The 14,574-nt window shown below is 40.6% G+C and carries 12 protein-coding genes; 6 read left to right on the top strand and 6 right to left on the bottom strand.

Features of this window, described 5'->3' with window-relative positions:
- Nucleotides 1–417, top strand: a 417-nt coding sequence (locus E1176_RS15500) for a GAF domain-containing protein (RefSeq protein ID WP_155211683.1), incomplete at its 5' end; no start/stop codon positions are given.
- Nucleotides 418–429: 12 nt separating this feature from the next.
- On the opposite strand, the gene E1176_RS15505 is transcribed toward E1176_RS15500, so the two are convergent.
- From E1176_RS15505 to E1176_RS15525, 5 genes are all read right to left on the bottom strand, one after another.
- Nucleotides 430–1,086, bottom strand: coding sequence for a phosphatidylserine decarboxylase family protein (locus E1176_RS15505; protein ID WP_185152835.1), 657 nt, complete (start codon nucleotides 1,084–1,086; stop codon nucleotides 430–432).
- Nucleotides 1,087–1,176: 90 nt separating this feature from the next.
- The gene (locus tag E1176_RS15510; protein WP_155211685.1) at nucleotides 1,177–2,451 is read right to left on the bottom strand and encodes a Glu/Leu/Phe/Val family dehydrogenase; all 1,275 of its coding nucleotides are present in this window, start codon (nucleotides 2,449–2,451) and stop codon (nucleotides 1,177–1,179) included.
- A gap of 67 nt (nucleotides 2,452–2,518) precedes the next feature.
- Nucleotides 2,519–3,349 (bottom strand): phosphatidate cytidylyltransferase, encoded by an 831-nt coding sequence (locus E1176_RS15515; protein ID WP_155211687.1) that lies wholly within the window; start codon nucleotides 3,347–3,349, stop codon nucleotides 2,519–2,521.
- A complete protein-coding gene (locus tag E1176_RS15520; protein ID WP_155211689.1) occupies nucleotides 3,330–3,539 on the bottom strand; it encodes a putative signal transducing protein in 210 nt (69 codons plus the stop codon). The genes E1176_RS15515 and E1176_RS15520 overlap by 20 nt, the downstream gene beginning before the upstream one ends.
- Nucleotides 3,536–4,477 carry a CPBP family intramembrane glutamic endopeptidase gene (locus E1176_RS15525; protein ID WP_155211691.1) on the bottom strand — a complete coding sequence of 314 codons (942 nt, stop codon included), beginning with the start codon at nucleotides 4,475–4,477 and terminating at the stop codon, nucleotides 3,536–3,538. The genes E1176_RS15520 and E1176_RS15525 overlap by 4 nt, the downstream gene beginning before the upstream one ends.
- A gap of 59 nt (nucleotides 4,478–4,536) precedes the next feature.
- Here E1176_RS15525 and dusB point away from each other — a divergent pair, with 59 nt between their 5' ends.
- From dusB to E1176_RS15550, 5 genes are all read left to right on the top strand, one after another.
- Nucleotides 4,537–5,532, top strand: a complete 996-nt coding sequence (gene dusB, locus E1176_RS15530) for a tRNA dihydrouridine synthase DusB (protein ID WP_155211693.1) — start codon at nucleotides 4,537–4,539, stop codon at nucleotides 5,530–5,532.
- Between the two features lie 32 nt (nucleotides 5,533–5,564).
- Nucleotides 5,565–6,452, top strand: a complete 888-nt coding sequence (locus E1176_RS15535; RefSeq protein ID WP_155211695.1) for a DMT family transporter — start codon at nucleotides 5,565–5,567, stop codon at nucleotides 6,450–6,452.
- A gap of 233 nt (nucleotides 6,453–6,685) precedes the next feature.
- A complete protein-coding gene (locus tag E1176_RS15540; RefSeq protein ID WP_155211697.1) occupies nucleotides 6,686–9,913 on the top strand; it encodes a SusC/RagA family TonB-linked outer membrane protein in 3,228 nt (1,075 codons plus the stop codon).
- Between the two features lie 12 nt (nucleotides 9,914–9,925).
- Nucleotides 9,926–11,311: a SusD/RagB family nutrient-binding outer membrane lipoprotein gene (locus E1176_RS15545; RefSeq protein ID WP_155211699.1), complete on the top strand. Its 1,386-nt coding sequence runs from the start codon at nucleotides 9,926–9,928 to the stop codon at nucleotides 11,309–11,311.
- Nucleotides 11,312–11,389: 78 nt separating this feature from the next.
- Nucleotides 11,390–12,793, top strand: coding sequence for an alpha/beta hydrolase (locus E1176_RS15550; protein ID WP_155211701.1), 1,404 nt, complete (start codon nucleotides 11,390–11,392; stop codon nucleotides 12,791–12,793).
- A 5-nt stretch (nucleotides 12,794–12,798) separates the two neighbouring features.
- Here the strand turns inward: E1176_RS15550 and E1176_RS15555 are convergent.
- On the bottom strand, nucleotides 12,799–14,574 hold a 1,776-nt coding region (locus E1176_RS15555), incomplete at its 5' end, for a PAS domain S-box protein (protein ID WP_222933164.1).

A 14,574-nucleotide genomic window follows, 5' to 3' on the forward strand; every position in this document is an offset into this window, starting at 1 on the left:
TCATTGATACCTCAAATAGAGGCTTTAGTTTCTACGGAAACTGATCAGGTGGCCAACTTAGCCAATGTATCGGCAGCCTTAAAATACGGGATGGACTTTTTTTGGGTGGGCTTTTATATGGTTAAAGAAGGCGAATTGGTTTTAGGACCTTTTCAGGGACCAATAGCTTGTACAAGAATCCAGAAGGGTAAAGGTGTTTGTGGTACTGCCTGGGCGGAAGCTAAAACGCAGGTTGTGCCAAATGTCGATGAGTTTCCTGGCCATATTGCTTGCAGCTCAGACTCTAAATCAGAAATAGTAGTGCCTATTATGAAAAATGGAGAGGTAACTGCGATTTTAGATATAGATAGTGATAAGCTAGACAGCTTTGACGAGATTGACAGAACTTACCTTGAGCGATTGGTAAAATCTTTATAAAAAAGGCAGAGTTTAAAGCTCTGCCAATACTGTCATTCCTCCTTTGGTTTTCTCACCAATATTTACCTTTACTTTTGCATCGGTAGGTAAGAAAACATCTACACGTGAGCCAAACTTTATAAAGCCAAATTCCTGACCTTGTTCTAGTTGCTGGCCTTCCTTGATATACCACTTAATTCTTCGGGCCATAGCACCGGCAATTTGTCGCATCAATACAGAAACACCACCTGGAGTTTTTATAACTACCGTGGTACGTTCGTTTTCTGTACTTGATTTTGGGTGCCAGGCTACAAGGTATTTACCCGCATGGTACTTAAAGAACTCGATCATGCCTTTCACAGGCATTCTATTCACATGCACATTTACAGGAGACATAAAAATTGAGATCTGAATTCTCTTGTCCTTAAGGTATTCAGTCTCTTCGGTTTCTTCTATAACCACAACTTTTCCATCAGCCGGGGCCACCACATGTTTATCATTAATGGGTGTAGTAATCTTGGGGCTGCGAAAAAACTGCAGTATGAGCAAGAAGATGATTATACTGGCAGCAAGCGTTATATTAAACACAAGAGAGTTGTTAGGCATGCCGTAGAATACACCTAGATTTATTGCAGTAAGAACAATTACAAGAACGATGAGCAGCACCCTGCCTTCTTTATGAATAGTCACGAAATTGGTATTTATTTAAACAAGTGATATTGCAAAACCAATTAAAGCTCGCAAATCGTTATTATAAAACAAAATAGAATATCGTGGGGTTTAGTAACCTCCACGATATTTATAGGTTTTAGCTACTTTGTCAATAGCCACAACGTACGCTGCGATACGCATTGATACATCGTGTTCTTTAGAAGTTTTGTATACGTGGTCAAAAGCATCTTTCATAATTCTGTCAGATCTTCTGTTTACACGCTCTCCAGTCCATTTATAACCGAGGCGGTTTTGTACCCACTCGAAGTAAGATACTGTTACACCCCCGGCATTTGCCAAAATATCTGGAGTAACCATAATGCCTTTATCGTTGATAATCGCATCTGCTTTAGCTGACGTTGGGCCATTAGCACCTTCAACGATAAGCTTTGCATTTATTCTTTCAGCATTTCTGGAGTTAATTACATCCTCAGTAGCTGCAGGTACAAGTACGTCTACCTCAAGTTCAAGTAGCTCGTCACCACCGATTTTTTCGGCACCGGTATATCCTTCAAGTGAGCCATTATTGCCATTTCTATAATTGATGGCTTCTTGAATGTTTATTCCTTTGCTGTTGTAATAAGCGCCAGATAAGTCACTTATCGCAACTACTTTCACACCTCTTTCTTCTAGAAGAAGCGCAGCAAAAGAACCTACATTACCAAATCCTTGTACAGCACAAGTAGCTTTGTATGGGTTGATCTGTAACTTCTCCATAGCAGAGAGGGCAGAAACCATTACACCACGGCCGGTTGCTTCGGTTCTACCTAAAGAACCACCAAGTACCAATGGTTTACCGGTTACTACGCTATTGATGGTCATACCCTGTGTTCTGGAAAATTCATCCATCAACCAGGCCATTTCACGAGGTCCCGTACCCATATCTGGAGCAGGTATATCTCTATCTGGCCCAAATATCTCTATCATTGAGAGTGTGTAGGCACGCATCAAACGCTCAATTTCTCCAGAAGACATTTCTCTTGGATTACATTTGATACCACCTTTGGCACCACCGTAAGGGATGTCAACTACAGCACACTTCCATGTCATCCAGGCAGCTAGTGCTTTTACTTCATCGAGGTTTACACCAGGATCAAACCTGATACCACCTTTAGAAGGACCTAAAATGTTGGAATGAATAACTCTATAGCCATCAAATACGCGAATTGATCCGTCATCCATAGTAATGGGTAAGGAAACAACCACTTGTTTGGCTGGCGATTTTAAAACATTGTAAATATCATCATCGATTCCCAAAATTTGCGAGGCGATGTGAAACCTCGACATCATTGCTTCAAAGGGATTATTTTCGTCTTTGATGGGAGCAGGCTCTATGTAACCCATATGTTGTTTTTTTTGGTCGTAAACGATTGCAAATTTAAAGAAATATAAATCTTACAGGTGCTTAAATTTAAAAGATTTTAAGAAACGCGGTAATAAATGGAGCCGATAAAAGCAAACCATCAAACCTGTCTAAAAAGCCACCATGGCCCGGTATTAAGCGACCCGAATCTTTTATTTCTATACTCCTTTTAAAGAGTGATTCTACTAAATCTCCGTAGGTACCACCTATTACTATTATAATGCCTATACAAAGCCACGAAGTAAGCGGTATAAATGAGGTGAAATGAGAAATGCCAAAAGCCATGGCAAGTGCAAGGAATAATCCTCCTATGCTTCCTTCCCATGATTTTTTTGGGGAAACTCTTTCAAATAATTTTCGCTTACCAAATCTCACGCCTGAGAAATAAGCACCTGTGTCGTTGGCCCATAGTATCAGCAATGAACCCAATATTAATTCAAACTCATATACGCCTGAGTAAAAGGCAATAATATTTAATAGTGAAAATGGGATGGCCACGTACATAATACCTAGAAAGGTAAAAGCGATACCGGTAAAAGGTTTTTTCTCAGATTTTTTGTAAAGGTATATGAGATATACACAGGCCGCTATCGGGAATATGGTGTAATAGTATTTAGAATTTACATAGCCCAGCTCAATCAGATAGGTGAGTGTAAATATGAAAGAGCCGCAGATGGTACCAAAGGTTTTGAGTGGGAGCATGCCATCGAGACCGACTAGCTTATAAAACTCAAGCTGTGTGACTATACAAATGCCGAGAAAAACACAAAAATAAGTCCAAGGCCCGTAATAAAGGCCCATGATGATTACAAAAGCTCCAATGAGTGCAGCTATAATACGCTGGGTAAGGTTGCTATATTTATTTAAAATTGATGTCATTTTCTATAATTTTCAAAGCGCTAAGCACATGCTCGCTAGACACGTGTACCTCGTAGTTGCCAAAGTTGTTGTAAGAAGAATCTTGCTTATTCACCGTTACGGGGTTCATGCCATGATCTTCTAACACTGCCTTAACAATGTCAGCACGGTAAGATTGTTCTGAACTATAAACTTTTTGCCACCCCTTCATATGTCAGTTTTCGCTTTGAGGAAAAACTTTCTAAAATAATATATAAGAATAGCGGTAATAATAGCGAATATAAAGACAGCGTACAAAGGACCGGCTTCGGTATTTGAAACATCGGTTTCTATTACCTCCAGGTCATATAAATAGAATAGGATGAGTGTCAGGCCGTTATTTATCAAATGAGCAAGAATCGGAATAAATAGGTTGCCCGACCAATAGTATAAATATCCGAATAAGGCACCCAATAGCATGCGGGGTATAAATCCATAAAATTGCATGTGAATGGTGCTAAAAAGTATGGCTGCTATCCATATGGCTAAATGAGCGTTTCTGGTAGAACTATAAAACTGGTTTTGCAATATTCCCCTGAAGAGTAGCTCTTCGCCCACTGCTGGTAAAATGGCTACGATTAGAAATGCCAAAGCAAACTGACCACTATTTTCAAAAGTTGTAAGGTACTCGGTCATGCGAGTAGCCATGTCCTCGGTTTTTCTGGCCCAGTTTTCAAAGCTTTGCATAAACTCAGGAAAGTCTATGCTCGCATTCCACTCTATAAAAATGGAGTTTACTCCCATAAATGAAATCACAATTAGACTGGCAACAACCATAGGCAGGAGACTAATGCGTTTATCGAAGAATATACCGAAGGTCTTCTTTTCTATAAACCATAAATACAGCAAAGGCATGATGATCATACCTGTGAGGGTGGCCATACCCTGAACTATATAGAAAGGCACCCGCATACCAGGATTCTCATAGGGATGCAGCATATCGGCCTGAAAATTGGCAAAGCTGCCATCATAAAATGGCTGGGCAAGCAGTAAGCCTAAAAATGGACCAATGACAAAAAAACCAATAAGCGACAATACAAGAACTAAAAAAACTGAAAGAGAGGAACTTCGGTGCGTTGAGAGATGTATATTATTATCGAATTTGTTCATATTTTGCCGTAAATTTACGGTTTCTTTTAAAAAAACATGCTAAATCAGGCATTTGCAGTATGGTTAAAATAGGAAATGTAGAAGTGGGAGAGTTTCCCCTGTTACTGGCTCCCATGGAGGATGTGAGTGATCCGCCTTTTAGAGCGGTATGTAAGGAGAATGGAGCTGATATGATGTATACTGAGTTTATATCATCTGAAGGCCTTATTCGCAATGCTGCTAAAAGTGTCGAAAAGCTGGATATTTACGATTACGAGCGACCTATCGGGATTCAGATATTTGGTGATAAAATACAATCGATGCGTGAAGCTGCTGCAATAGCGGAGGAGGCTCAGCCAGAAGTTATAGATATAAATTACGGGTGCCCGGTAAAGAAAGTAGCATGTAAAGGTGCAGGAGCAGGTATATTGCTTAATATTCCTAAAATGCAGGAAATGACTGCCAAGATTGTAAAACAGGTAAAATTGCCTGTAACCGTCAAAACTCGCCTTGGCTGGGATGATAGCACCATTCAAATTGTAGAGGTGGCTAAACGCCTGCAAGATGTGGGCATACAAGCCTTAACTATACATGGCCGTACTCGAAAGCAGATGTACAAAGGTGTAGCCGACTGGACAAAAATTGCAGAGGTCAAAAACCACCCAGACATACACATTCCAATATTTGGTAATGGAGATATAGACTCACCTGAGAAGGCATTAGAATACAAAAACAAATACGGGGTAGATGGTATTATGATTGGTAGAGCAGCTATCGGTTACCCATGGATCTTCAACGAAATCAAACATTTCTTCAAAACAGGTGAAAAGCTACAACCACCTTCTATTTCTGATAGGGTGTCGGTTGCCATCAAACACCTCGATTTTTCTGTTGAGTGGAAGGGCGAGCGAAAGGGAATCTATGAAATGAGAAGACACTACACCAATTATTTTAGAGGTATATCACATTTCAAGCCTTTCAGAACCAGATTGGTCGAGTCTGAATCTCATGAAGAATTGAAAGGTATACTTAGAGAAGTAGAAGATCAGTTTTCAAACCAAACCATTTTAGTTTAACGTTTCTCACCAATTGACAGAGATTATTACCTATGTCTGAAAACAAAAACCTGCTGGCATGGGTAATGCTCATCGGGCTTGCACTTATCTGGGGCAGTTCTTTCATCTTAATTAAAAGAGGTCTCGATGTCTACGGGCCGGGCGAGGTTGGTGCTCTACGCATAGCCTCGGCTTCAATTTTTTTACTTCCTTTTGCGATCAGAGGATTAAAAGATATTAAAAAACACCATTGGATTCTTTTGGTGTGTGTAGGTCTTTTTGGCAGTCTTTTGCCTGCTTTTCTATTTGCCAAAGCCCAAACCGAATTGCCGAGCTCCGTGGCTGGTATTTTAAATGCACTTACCCCCCTCTTTACAATGTTGCTGGGAGTGTTGTTTTTTAGTCAAAAGATAGGTTTAAAAACTGTTATTGGCCTGCTCACTGGTTTTATTGGTACCGTATTTTTAATAGTTGCCAGTTCTGGAGGTAGCATGAGCGACCTCAATTATTATGGGCTTTATGTGGTATTAGCAACCATATTTTATGGAGCCAACCTCAACCTTATCAAGTACAAAATCCCTGATTTAAGAGCGCGTACTATTACGAGTATTTCTCTCCTTATCGTTGGGCCGGCTGCCGTTAGTTATCTCTTATTTGCCACAGATTTTATAAACACATCATTCACTGTAGATGGGGCATGGCTGTCTCTGGCAGCTGTTGTTACGTTGGGTGTACTTGGCACAGCCATTGCGCTTATTATATTCAATCAATTGGTAAAAATCACTTCTCCAATATTTACGAGTTCTGTAACCTATATAATACCGATCATTGCAGTCGGATGGGGCCTAATCGATGGTGAACAACTTGTATTAGGTCATTATTTCGGCATGGTATTAATCATCTTTGGTATCTACCTTTCTCGCACTCGCACGCCCAAATAAGGAGTGTGACGTCATTCTATTTACGTGATTTTGCTACACTCCGCTTAACGCAAAAGTTACTATTTTCTCTACTACATCCTGTAAAACGCTGTTTTTTCAAAACTAGCACAGAATATCTGTAAGTCAATTTTCAAGCATTTTGGGTGATTTCTAGGGCAACATAAGTGTATACCTTGTCCAGAGGAGAATGGGTATTCTCCAAAGGGTAAAATTTTAATCAAAATCAAACGCTTATGAAGAAGTTTTTACGATTTATGATTGCCTGTTCCTTTCTGCTAAGTGCCACGACTATAACCGCGTTGGCTCAAGATAGAGTTGTATCAGGCAATGTCACTTCGCTGGACGATAATGCTGGTCTACCCGGAGTGAGTGTATTATTAAAAGGGACAACCGTGGGTACCATTACAGATATAGAGGGTAACTACAGGATCAACGTTCCGGGACCAGACGCGGTACTGGTATTTTCTTTTGTTGGATTTGAATCGCAGGAAATTACTGTCGGTTCTCGCTCAACGATTGATATAGAAATGGCCAGTGATGTAAAGCAACTCAGCGAAGTTGTGGTTACAGCAGCCGGTATAGAAGCTAATAAGAGAGAGCTGGGTTATTCTATCCAAAATGTAGATTCAGAAGAAATCTTAAAATCAGGTGAGAATAATTTTGTGTCAGCTTTAAGTGGCAAGGTTGCAGGAGTTCAGGTTACTAGCTCTGGTGGTACGCCAGGTGCTGCGGCACAAATTAGAATCAGAGGAAATAAATCTGTGCAGGGTAGCAATGGACCATTATTTGTAATAGATGGTATACCTATAGATAACTCTACCTTTAACACGGCTGACTCACCAGAAGATGATGTTTCTAACCTGGGGTCGGGAGGGGTTACAAATTCTAACAGGGCGATAGATATCAACCCTGAAGATGTGGCATCCCTTACAGTACTTAAAGGGCCTGCAGCTACGGTTTTATATGGTATAAGAGCTGCTAACGGAGCCGTGGTGATTACTACTAAAAAAGGCTCTAGAAATGCTGCCGCAAAGATCAAGTATTCTTTAGGCTACTCCATCGATAGAGTTAATAAGCTGCCAGATTTACAGACCATTTATGCTCAGGGAGCAGTTGAGGGTGGCGTTCCAACATTTCAGTCACCGATGACCGGCTCGACACAAAGCCAGAGCTGGGGGCCGTTGATTACAAGTCTTAGATATGCCAACGAGCCTTCAATTTGGGATCCTAATGGCCTAATAGTACCTGCCAGTGACCCTAGAGCAACTAATAGAGTAGCACAGTCTTATAACAATACAGAAGATTTCTTTGAGACAGGAACTAACGTTACACACAACTTGAGTGTGCAGGGAGGTACCGAAAAGGCAACATACTTTTTCTCTGTCGGTAGATTAGACCAAACTGGTATTATGCCAAATAGTGATTATGGCCGTACGAGTTTTAGAGCAACTACCAGTGCTGAGCTGTTCAAAAATTTCACAGCCACCTTATCTGCTAATTATGTAAACTCCGGAGGTCAGAGAGTGCAAAATGGATCTAATACATCAGGTGTGATGTTGGGTTTATTCCGTACATCTCCTTCATTTGACAATAGTGCGGGTTTTATTTTCGAAGATGGTAGCCAAAGGGCCTATCGTGGAGGAAGTATCTATGACAATCCATACTTTACTGTAAATAAAAACTTCACTACAGATGAGGTAAATAGAATTATTGGATATACTCAGTTGTCTTATGATGCACTGCCATGGCTAAACTTCACTTATAGAATTGGTATAGATACTTATGGTGATGACCGTATTTTTAGAAATGATGTAAATTCCTCTAGTGTACCTGTAGGGCAGGTTATAAACCAAACCATTACAAGTACTGACTTAAACTCAGACTTTTTAGTCACTGTAAATAAGGATATCTCAGAAAGACTAAGTTTGAGCGCAACTGTAGGACACAATTATTTTAATAAAGATGTGCACATCAACCGTATAGACGGTCAGGGTTTAGCCTCACCAGGCTTTTTTAATATTGCCAGTGCGACTGCTGTAAACGTTTCCGAAGGTGTGACTCGTAGAGAGTTATACGGATTGTACGGAACACTTACGCTTAATTACAACAGCGAGCTATTCATAAACTTAAGTGGAAGAAACGACTGGTCATCTACTTTGCCAGAAGAGAATAACTCGTTTTTCTATCCTGCGACAAGTATCGGTTGGGATTTCACACAAACATTTGGGATCAACTCCTCTACCTTTAATTATGGTAAGCTAAGAGCTTCATGGGGTCAGGTGGGTAACGATGCGCCTTTTGCTGTTACCAACAATGGTTTTGTGCAGTCTAGAGTACGAGACGGGTGGACAACCCCTCAGGGTGTTATTTTCCCGGCCTTAGGACTTAATGCCTTTAATCCTGATGCAACACTTGGTAATACTCAGCTAAAAGCAGAAACCACTACAACTATTGAGTTTGGTGGTGACTTCCAGTTTTTTGATGGTAGAATCGGCCTTGATGTAACATATTTTGATGCTACAACTGAGGATGCAATACTCAACGTAACCATCCCAAGCGCCAGTGGTTGGCAACAGCGAGCTATCAACTCGGCAGAATTGAGCAATAAAGGTATAGAAGCAGCACTTACAGCCAACGTAGTTTCCAGCGGAGACTTTAGTTATGATGTAGGTTTAAACTTTACAAGAATTAGAAATACTGTTGAGAAACTTGCTGAAGGCATACCATTTATTACGATTGATCCTTTCGGGACACAACGTATTGCTGAGGGTGAGCCTTACGGTATTTTCTTCGGAAGTAGATTCTTAAGAGACGAGAACGGCAATAAAGTAATCAACCCGGCAGATGGTATACCATTAGAAGATCCTACGCAGGGTATTGTGGGAGATCCTAACCCAGACTTTTTGCTAGGCTTTAGAAATACGATAAGCTACAAAGGCCTTACTCTAAGTTTCTTACTAGACATAAGAGAAGGCGGTGATGTATATAATGGTACCAAAGGTGTGCTAAATAATTTTGGTGTTGGAGCTGAGACTTTAGACAGAAATGAAAGAGTAATATTTGATGGTGTTCTTGGTCAGGTACAAACTGATGGAACAGTGGTAGCGACAGAGACTCCCAACAATATCGAAGTTGTAAAAGGAGGTACTGATGGAGGCACAAACTTCTACCAAAACTATGGTTTTGTAAACCTAACAGAGCTTACCATTGAAGATGGCTCTTGGATAAGAATGAGAGATGTATCGCTTACTTACGATCTCCCTCAAAGCTTAACGTCTAAGTTGCCTTTTAGTGCCGTAAATATTGGGCTTACTGCCAGAAACCTGTTTCTCATCACAGATTATACAGGTATAGATCCAGAAACCAATCTTACAGGTGATTCTAGCAACGTAATAGGGTATGATTACTTCAACAATCCTAACACAAAGAGCTACGGAATCAATCTTAACATTACTTTTTAATTGATTACAGATATGAAAAATATAATAAAGAAAACTTGTATTCTGTTCGTGTCTCTATCATTGGTTACAGCCTGTGAGTTTGGAGATACTAACGTAGACCCTGCCGTACCTACAGATGTTGCTATGTCGGCACTTTTGCCTTCTGCGGAAACAGCTGTGTCTTGGGCTATCGGGGGAGAAATTGTAAGAATAAGCGGACTGCTGACCCAGCAGTTTGAAGGCATAAACGCTCAGCAGGAAGACAACTATCGATACCTGATCAGAGATGCAGATACAGATGGTGTTTGGCAGCGCATGTATTACAATTCGCTCAATACCGTAAATGTATTGATAGAAAAGGCAGAAGTGCAGGATGCACCTCATTACAAAGGCGTAGCACAAGTACTTATGGCAACAGGGATCGGTACTTTCACAGATGCTTTTGGGGACATACCTTACTCTAATGCCTTTCAGGCGGATGAGGGTAATTTTACACCTACTTATGATACACAAGAGCAGTTGTATTCTACTACCTTACCTAATTTACTAGACGAAGCCATTGCTAATTTGAGTGCTGCTCAAAGCACAGGCGGCAGCCCTGGAGGCGATGATTTGATATTTAATGGAGATCTAAGCGCATGGATTACAGCAGCAGAATCGCTGAAAGTGAGATATACCTTTCAGGCAGCTAAGCAAAACCCTGCGGCTTATGCCACAGCCTTAGGTATGATTCCTAACGCAATTGCGAGCAATGCAGGTGATTTTGAAATGTTGTTTGGAAATGGGGCAAATGAAACAAATCCTCAATTTCAGTTCAGTCAAAGTAGAGCTGGTAACATAAAAATGGGAAACTACTTTACCAATGCCTTCACTGATGATGATACCCGCAAGGAGTTATTGCTTGATGGTACGTTATTCGAAGAGGGTGAAGGCGACAGTCCTAGCTTTTATGCAAACAGCAACTCACCAGTAGTTTTGATGAGTTTCGTTGAGGTGAAATTTATAGAGGCAGAAGCTGAGCTTATGCAAACAGCATCTGATCCTGTAGCTGCCAAAGCAGCACTTGATGAGGCGGTTTCAGCTTCTTTTGGAAAAATAACAGGAGCAAATACGCCAGCAGCCTACCAGGCTGATCTAGACGCGAGATGGGCCGCAGCTACAACTCAAAACGAATGGCTGGAGATCATCATCAATGAGAAGTACATTGGTTGTTATTCTCAAAGCATTTTGGCATGGAATGATTACAGAAGAACAGGGTTTCCAAACCTTACAGTTGTGCCTGGTGGTACAAATGCTTTTAATGCTAATGGTGAAATTCCAAGAAGATTGCCTTATCCACAAGAGGAGAGGCTTTTAAACCTGGAGAATTTACCAATAAAGACACCTAATCTACAGCAAAGATTCTGGTGGGACGAGTAAGTTTATACGTTTAATGATAGAGGTGCCTCAAGGTTTGCAGAGATGTGCTTTGAGGCACTTTCTTATTATCTTTAAGTTATGCGATTGTTGCTTTTCATATTAGCTCTATTGGCAATCCAAAGCACACGAGCTCAATCCTTGCCTCGAGGGGAGATTATTGATTCTGTATTTTGTGATGAATATCCAGAGCAATCCTACGCTTTATACTTACCAACCAAATATGACTCCTCCAGGTCATACCCTCTAATCATAATTTTTGATCCTGCTGCAAGAGGTATTCTCCCTGTAAGAAAATTTCAACCTGCTGCAGAAGAGCTGGGTTATATATTAATAGGCTCAAATAATTCTAAAAATGGATCCTGGGACCTTGCATTTGAGGCTGGTGAAGCCATGTTTAATGATGCTATGCTCAAGTATAAGATTGACCCCAAAAGAATCTATACATCCGGGTTTTCCGGTGGTTCTCGCGTTGCCTCTGCCGTTGCATCTCTTGCCGGACAAATTAGGGGTGTAATTGCCTGTGGAGCCGGCTTTGCTAGTGTAGACGATTATCAACTAAAAAGAGACAGCAAGGTGCATTATGTGGCCCTTATTGGTGATAAAGACATGAACTACCAGGAACATCGATTGCTACAACAGCAACTCGATGAGTTAAATATTTCTAATGAGAAATTGGTTTTTCCGGCAGGTCATCAATGGCCACCTTCTGCCTATTTGTTGGAGGCAATAAATTGGCTGGAGTTACAAGGATTGAAAGAAGGCCTATCAATAAGTCCTGATTTTTTTATCGAAAGAGCATTTACACAAAAGAAAGCTAGGGCCGATAGTGTGCTTCAGGGTGGCAATTATATTTTGGCTCATCAGATTTACTCAGGCCTCATAACCGATTTTAATGCCTATGTAGATATAGAAAATTTGCAACAAACAAGAGATGAAATAAAAAACAGCAAAGAGTACAGCCGGCTATTAAAAAGAGAAAAGAAAATAAATGATAAAGAACTTACTATCAGAAGAGAAATAGGGGAAGCTTTTACAGAGCTTCACTTTACTAAGCTAAAGGTAGGTGAAGGCTCTGAGTTTAAAGACATGAATTGGTGGCAAACCAAAGTAGATGAGATCAAAAGAAGTGCCAAAAAAGACGACTTTTTGACAAGAAATATGGCACTAAGGCTGCTTAATATGATATGGGCACGATGTGCTGAGTCTAGTTTTAGCTATATGAATAGTAAGGATTATGAAACGGCTTTTCTTTTAAACCAAATTTGGCTGTATACCGAACCCAACCTATGGGGTAAATGGAATATGGCTCAAATTTTAGCATATATGGATGACACGGAATTTTTCACCTACCTGCAAGAGGTGGTCGAGAAGAGTCAATCGATTACTGTAAGAAGCATAAAAAAGCAACCGGCCTTTCAAGACTATTTGGCTCATGAAAAAATGATTTTGCTCATTGAGCAAATAGAAGCCAGAAAAAACTAAGCTATTTATTTCTTTTTCAATGAAGCTATCTCTTGACTTAGAGCACTTACTTTATCCATGGCCTCTTTTCTTTCGGTAATATCTCTTGAGATGACCGAGGCGCCTATTATTTCCTGGTCAGTATTTTTTATTGGATCACAATAAATCTTTAGATAAAGCTTCTTTTCTTTGGTTGGTCGTTCCTCTTCCAGTGTGAAGCGCTCTCCATTTAAGGCACGATCGTAGCGTTCCTTCCATAAACTTTTGGCCTCAGCGGGTAGCTTATTGAGTATATTTTCACCTGGCTCGAGGCTTATGCCAGATTCTTCAAATCTTTGTTTTATCACCCTATTGGCCACAATGATTTGGTAGTTATTATCAATGGCAAAGTAAGTATCCTGAGTGTTATTGATCATGGCATCAAGTACATAGCCTTTTTGCGTCATTTCCTCTTCAAGCCTCATTTTGTCTGTTATATCTCTTGAGAAAATTGAGGCTCCGACTATAACTCCAGCATTGTCTTTAATCGGGTTTATAAAATACTCTCTCCAGGAGTTCTCTCCTTTTACTGAGCTTTTTAGTGTAAAGTTGAGTCGCTCACCATGGAGTGCCTGGTCATAATAGCCTTTCCACTCTTCGCGTACGTCTCCAAGCATATCCAGGGCATTAGAGCCTTCGCCCAGTCCTTCATATTGAGTACCTATGTACCGGTTTTTCACAACATCATTCATCACTATTACCTTGTAGTTATTGTCAATAGTAATAATTGAGTCTGTGGTATTATTTATCAAGGCATTGAGGTTGGCTTCTTTTTCTGCAAGCTCTCGCTGGTTTCTACCCATTTCTTCCTGGGTTGCCTGCATTTCCTCCATATTTTGCCTCATTTCCTCTTCCTGAGCCTGCATTTCTTCAGTCATCTGTTTAGATTGCTCAAGTAATTCTTTGGTCTGCTGATTCGTCTGAGCAGAAATAACTGTGGAGGCAATGCTTTCACCAACTTTTTCTAAAAACTCCATGTCGGTCTCTCCAAACTCCTCAAAAGAGGCCATTTCGATGCAGCCAACGATTTCTTCATTAGATTTTAGCGGTACAATTACAAGACTTGTAGGGTTAGCCAGACCAAGCCCAGAGGTAATATTGATATAGTCTTTTGGAAACTCCTTCATGTAGATGGTCTGCTTCTCAATAGCAGCTTGCCCCACGAGACCTTGCCCCAAAGCAATCCGCTTTTCCATGAATTTTTTACGGTCATACGCGCGGCAGGCTTTTAGCTCCAGGTACTCTTCATCTGTATTTTCATCTTTATAAAGTATGAATACGCCCCCCTGGTTGGCTTTCATATAGTTTACCAGTTTTCCAATTACCTGATCACACAGCTCTGTGAGATTATCTGCATTGTTTCTTAAGATTTCTCCAATCGAAGCCAAACCAACATTTACAAACCTTTCTTTCGCCTCACGCTCTGCAGCTTCTACCAGGCTATCCCGCATGTTCATGAGTGATTCACCAAGCTTATCGGCCTTTTCGGCTTCATAAGTGGCGTTGAGGTTGCCCTGGCTTATACTATTGGCAAAGTTTATATTCGTATCCATCAGCTTGAGTTGCTCTTCCATATTAAGCTGACTAATTCCTGCTTCTTTGGTTTGATTTCGCTGGAGTTTAGACCAAAGCATACACAAACCCGCGTAAAATGTTAAAATGGATATATGTAGAATAACATTCGTGGAAGACAACTCAGGCACATTTGCCAGAAAGCCGCTGAGCTCCGAGCCGGTCAATTGCATATAGAAGATGAATAAAAA

It is taken from the genome of Fulvivirga aurantia, assembly GCF_009711475.1.
GTDB classification, from domain to species: Bacteria; Bacteroidota; Bacteroidia; order Cytophagales; family Cyclobacteriaceae; genus Fulvivirga; species Fulvivirga aurantia.

Excerpts from the sequence above, each read along its gene's own strand:
- E1176_RS15535 (WP_155211695.1), top strand. The coding sequence starts at position 5,565 with ATGTCTGAAAACAAAAACCTGCTGGCATGGGTAATGCTCATCGGGCTT.
- E1176_RS15515 (WP_155211687.1), bottom strand. The coding sequence starts at position 3,349 with ATGACATCAATTTTAAATAAATATAGCAACCTTACCCAGCGTATTATA.
- E1176_RS15520 (WP_155211689.1), bottom strand. The coding sequence starts at position 3,539 with ATGAAGGGGTGGCAAAAAGTTTATAGTTCAGAACAATCTTACCGTGCT.
- E1176_RS15550 (WP_155211701.1), top strand. The coding sequence starts at position 11,390 with ATGCGATTGTTGCTTTTCATATTAGCTCTATTGGCAATCCAAAGCACA.
- E1176_RS15545 (WP_155211699.1), top strand. The coding sequence starts at position 9,926 with ATGAAAAATATAATAAAGAAAACTTGTATTCTGTTCGTGTCTCTATCA.
- dusB (WP_155211693.1), top strand. The coding sequence starts at position 4,537 with ATGGTTAAAATAGGAAATGTAGAAGTGGGAGAGTTTCCCCTGTTACTG.
- E1176_RS15510 (WP_155211685.1), bottom strand. The coding sequence starts at position 2,451 with ATGGGTTACATAGAGCCTGCTCCCATCAAAGACGAAAATAATCCCTTT.
- E1176_RS15525 (WP_155211691.1), bottom strand. The coding sequence starts at position 4,477 with ATGAACAAATTCGATAATAATATACATCTCTCAACGCACCGAAGTTCC.
- E1176_RS15540 (WP_155211697.1), top strand. The coding sequence starts at position 6,686 with ATGAAGAAGTTTTTACGATTTATGATTGCCTGTTCCTTTCTGCTAAGT.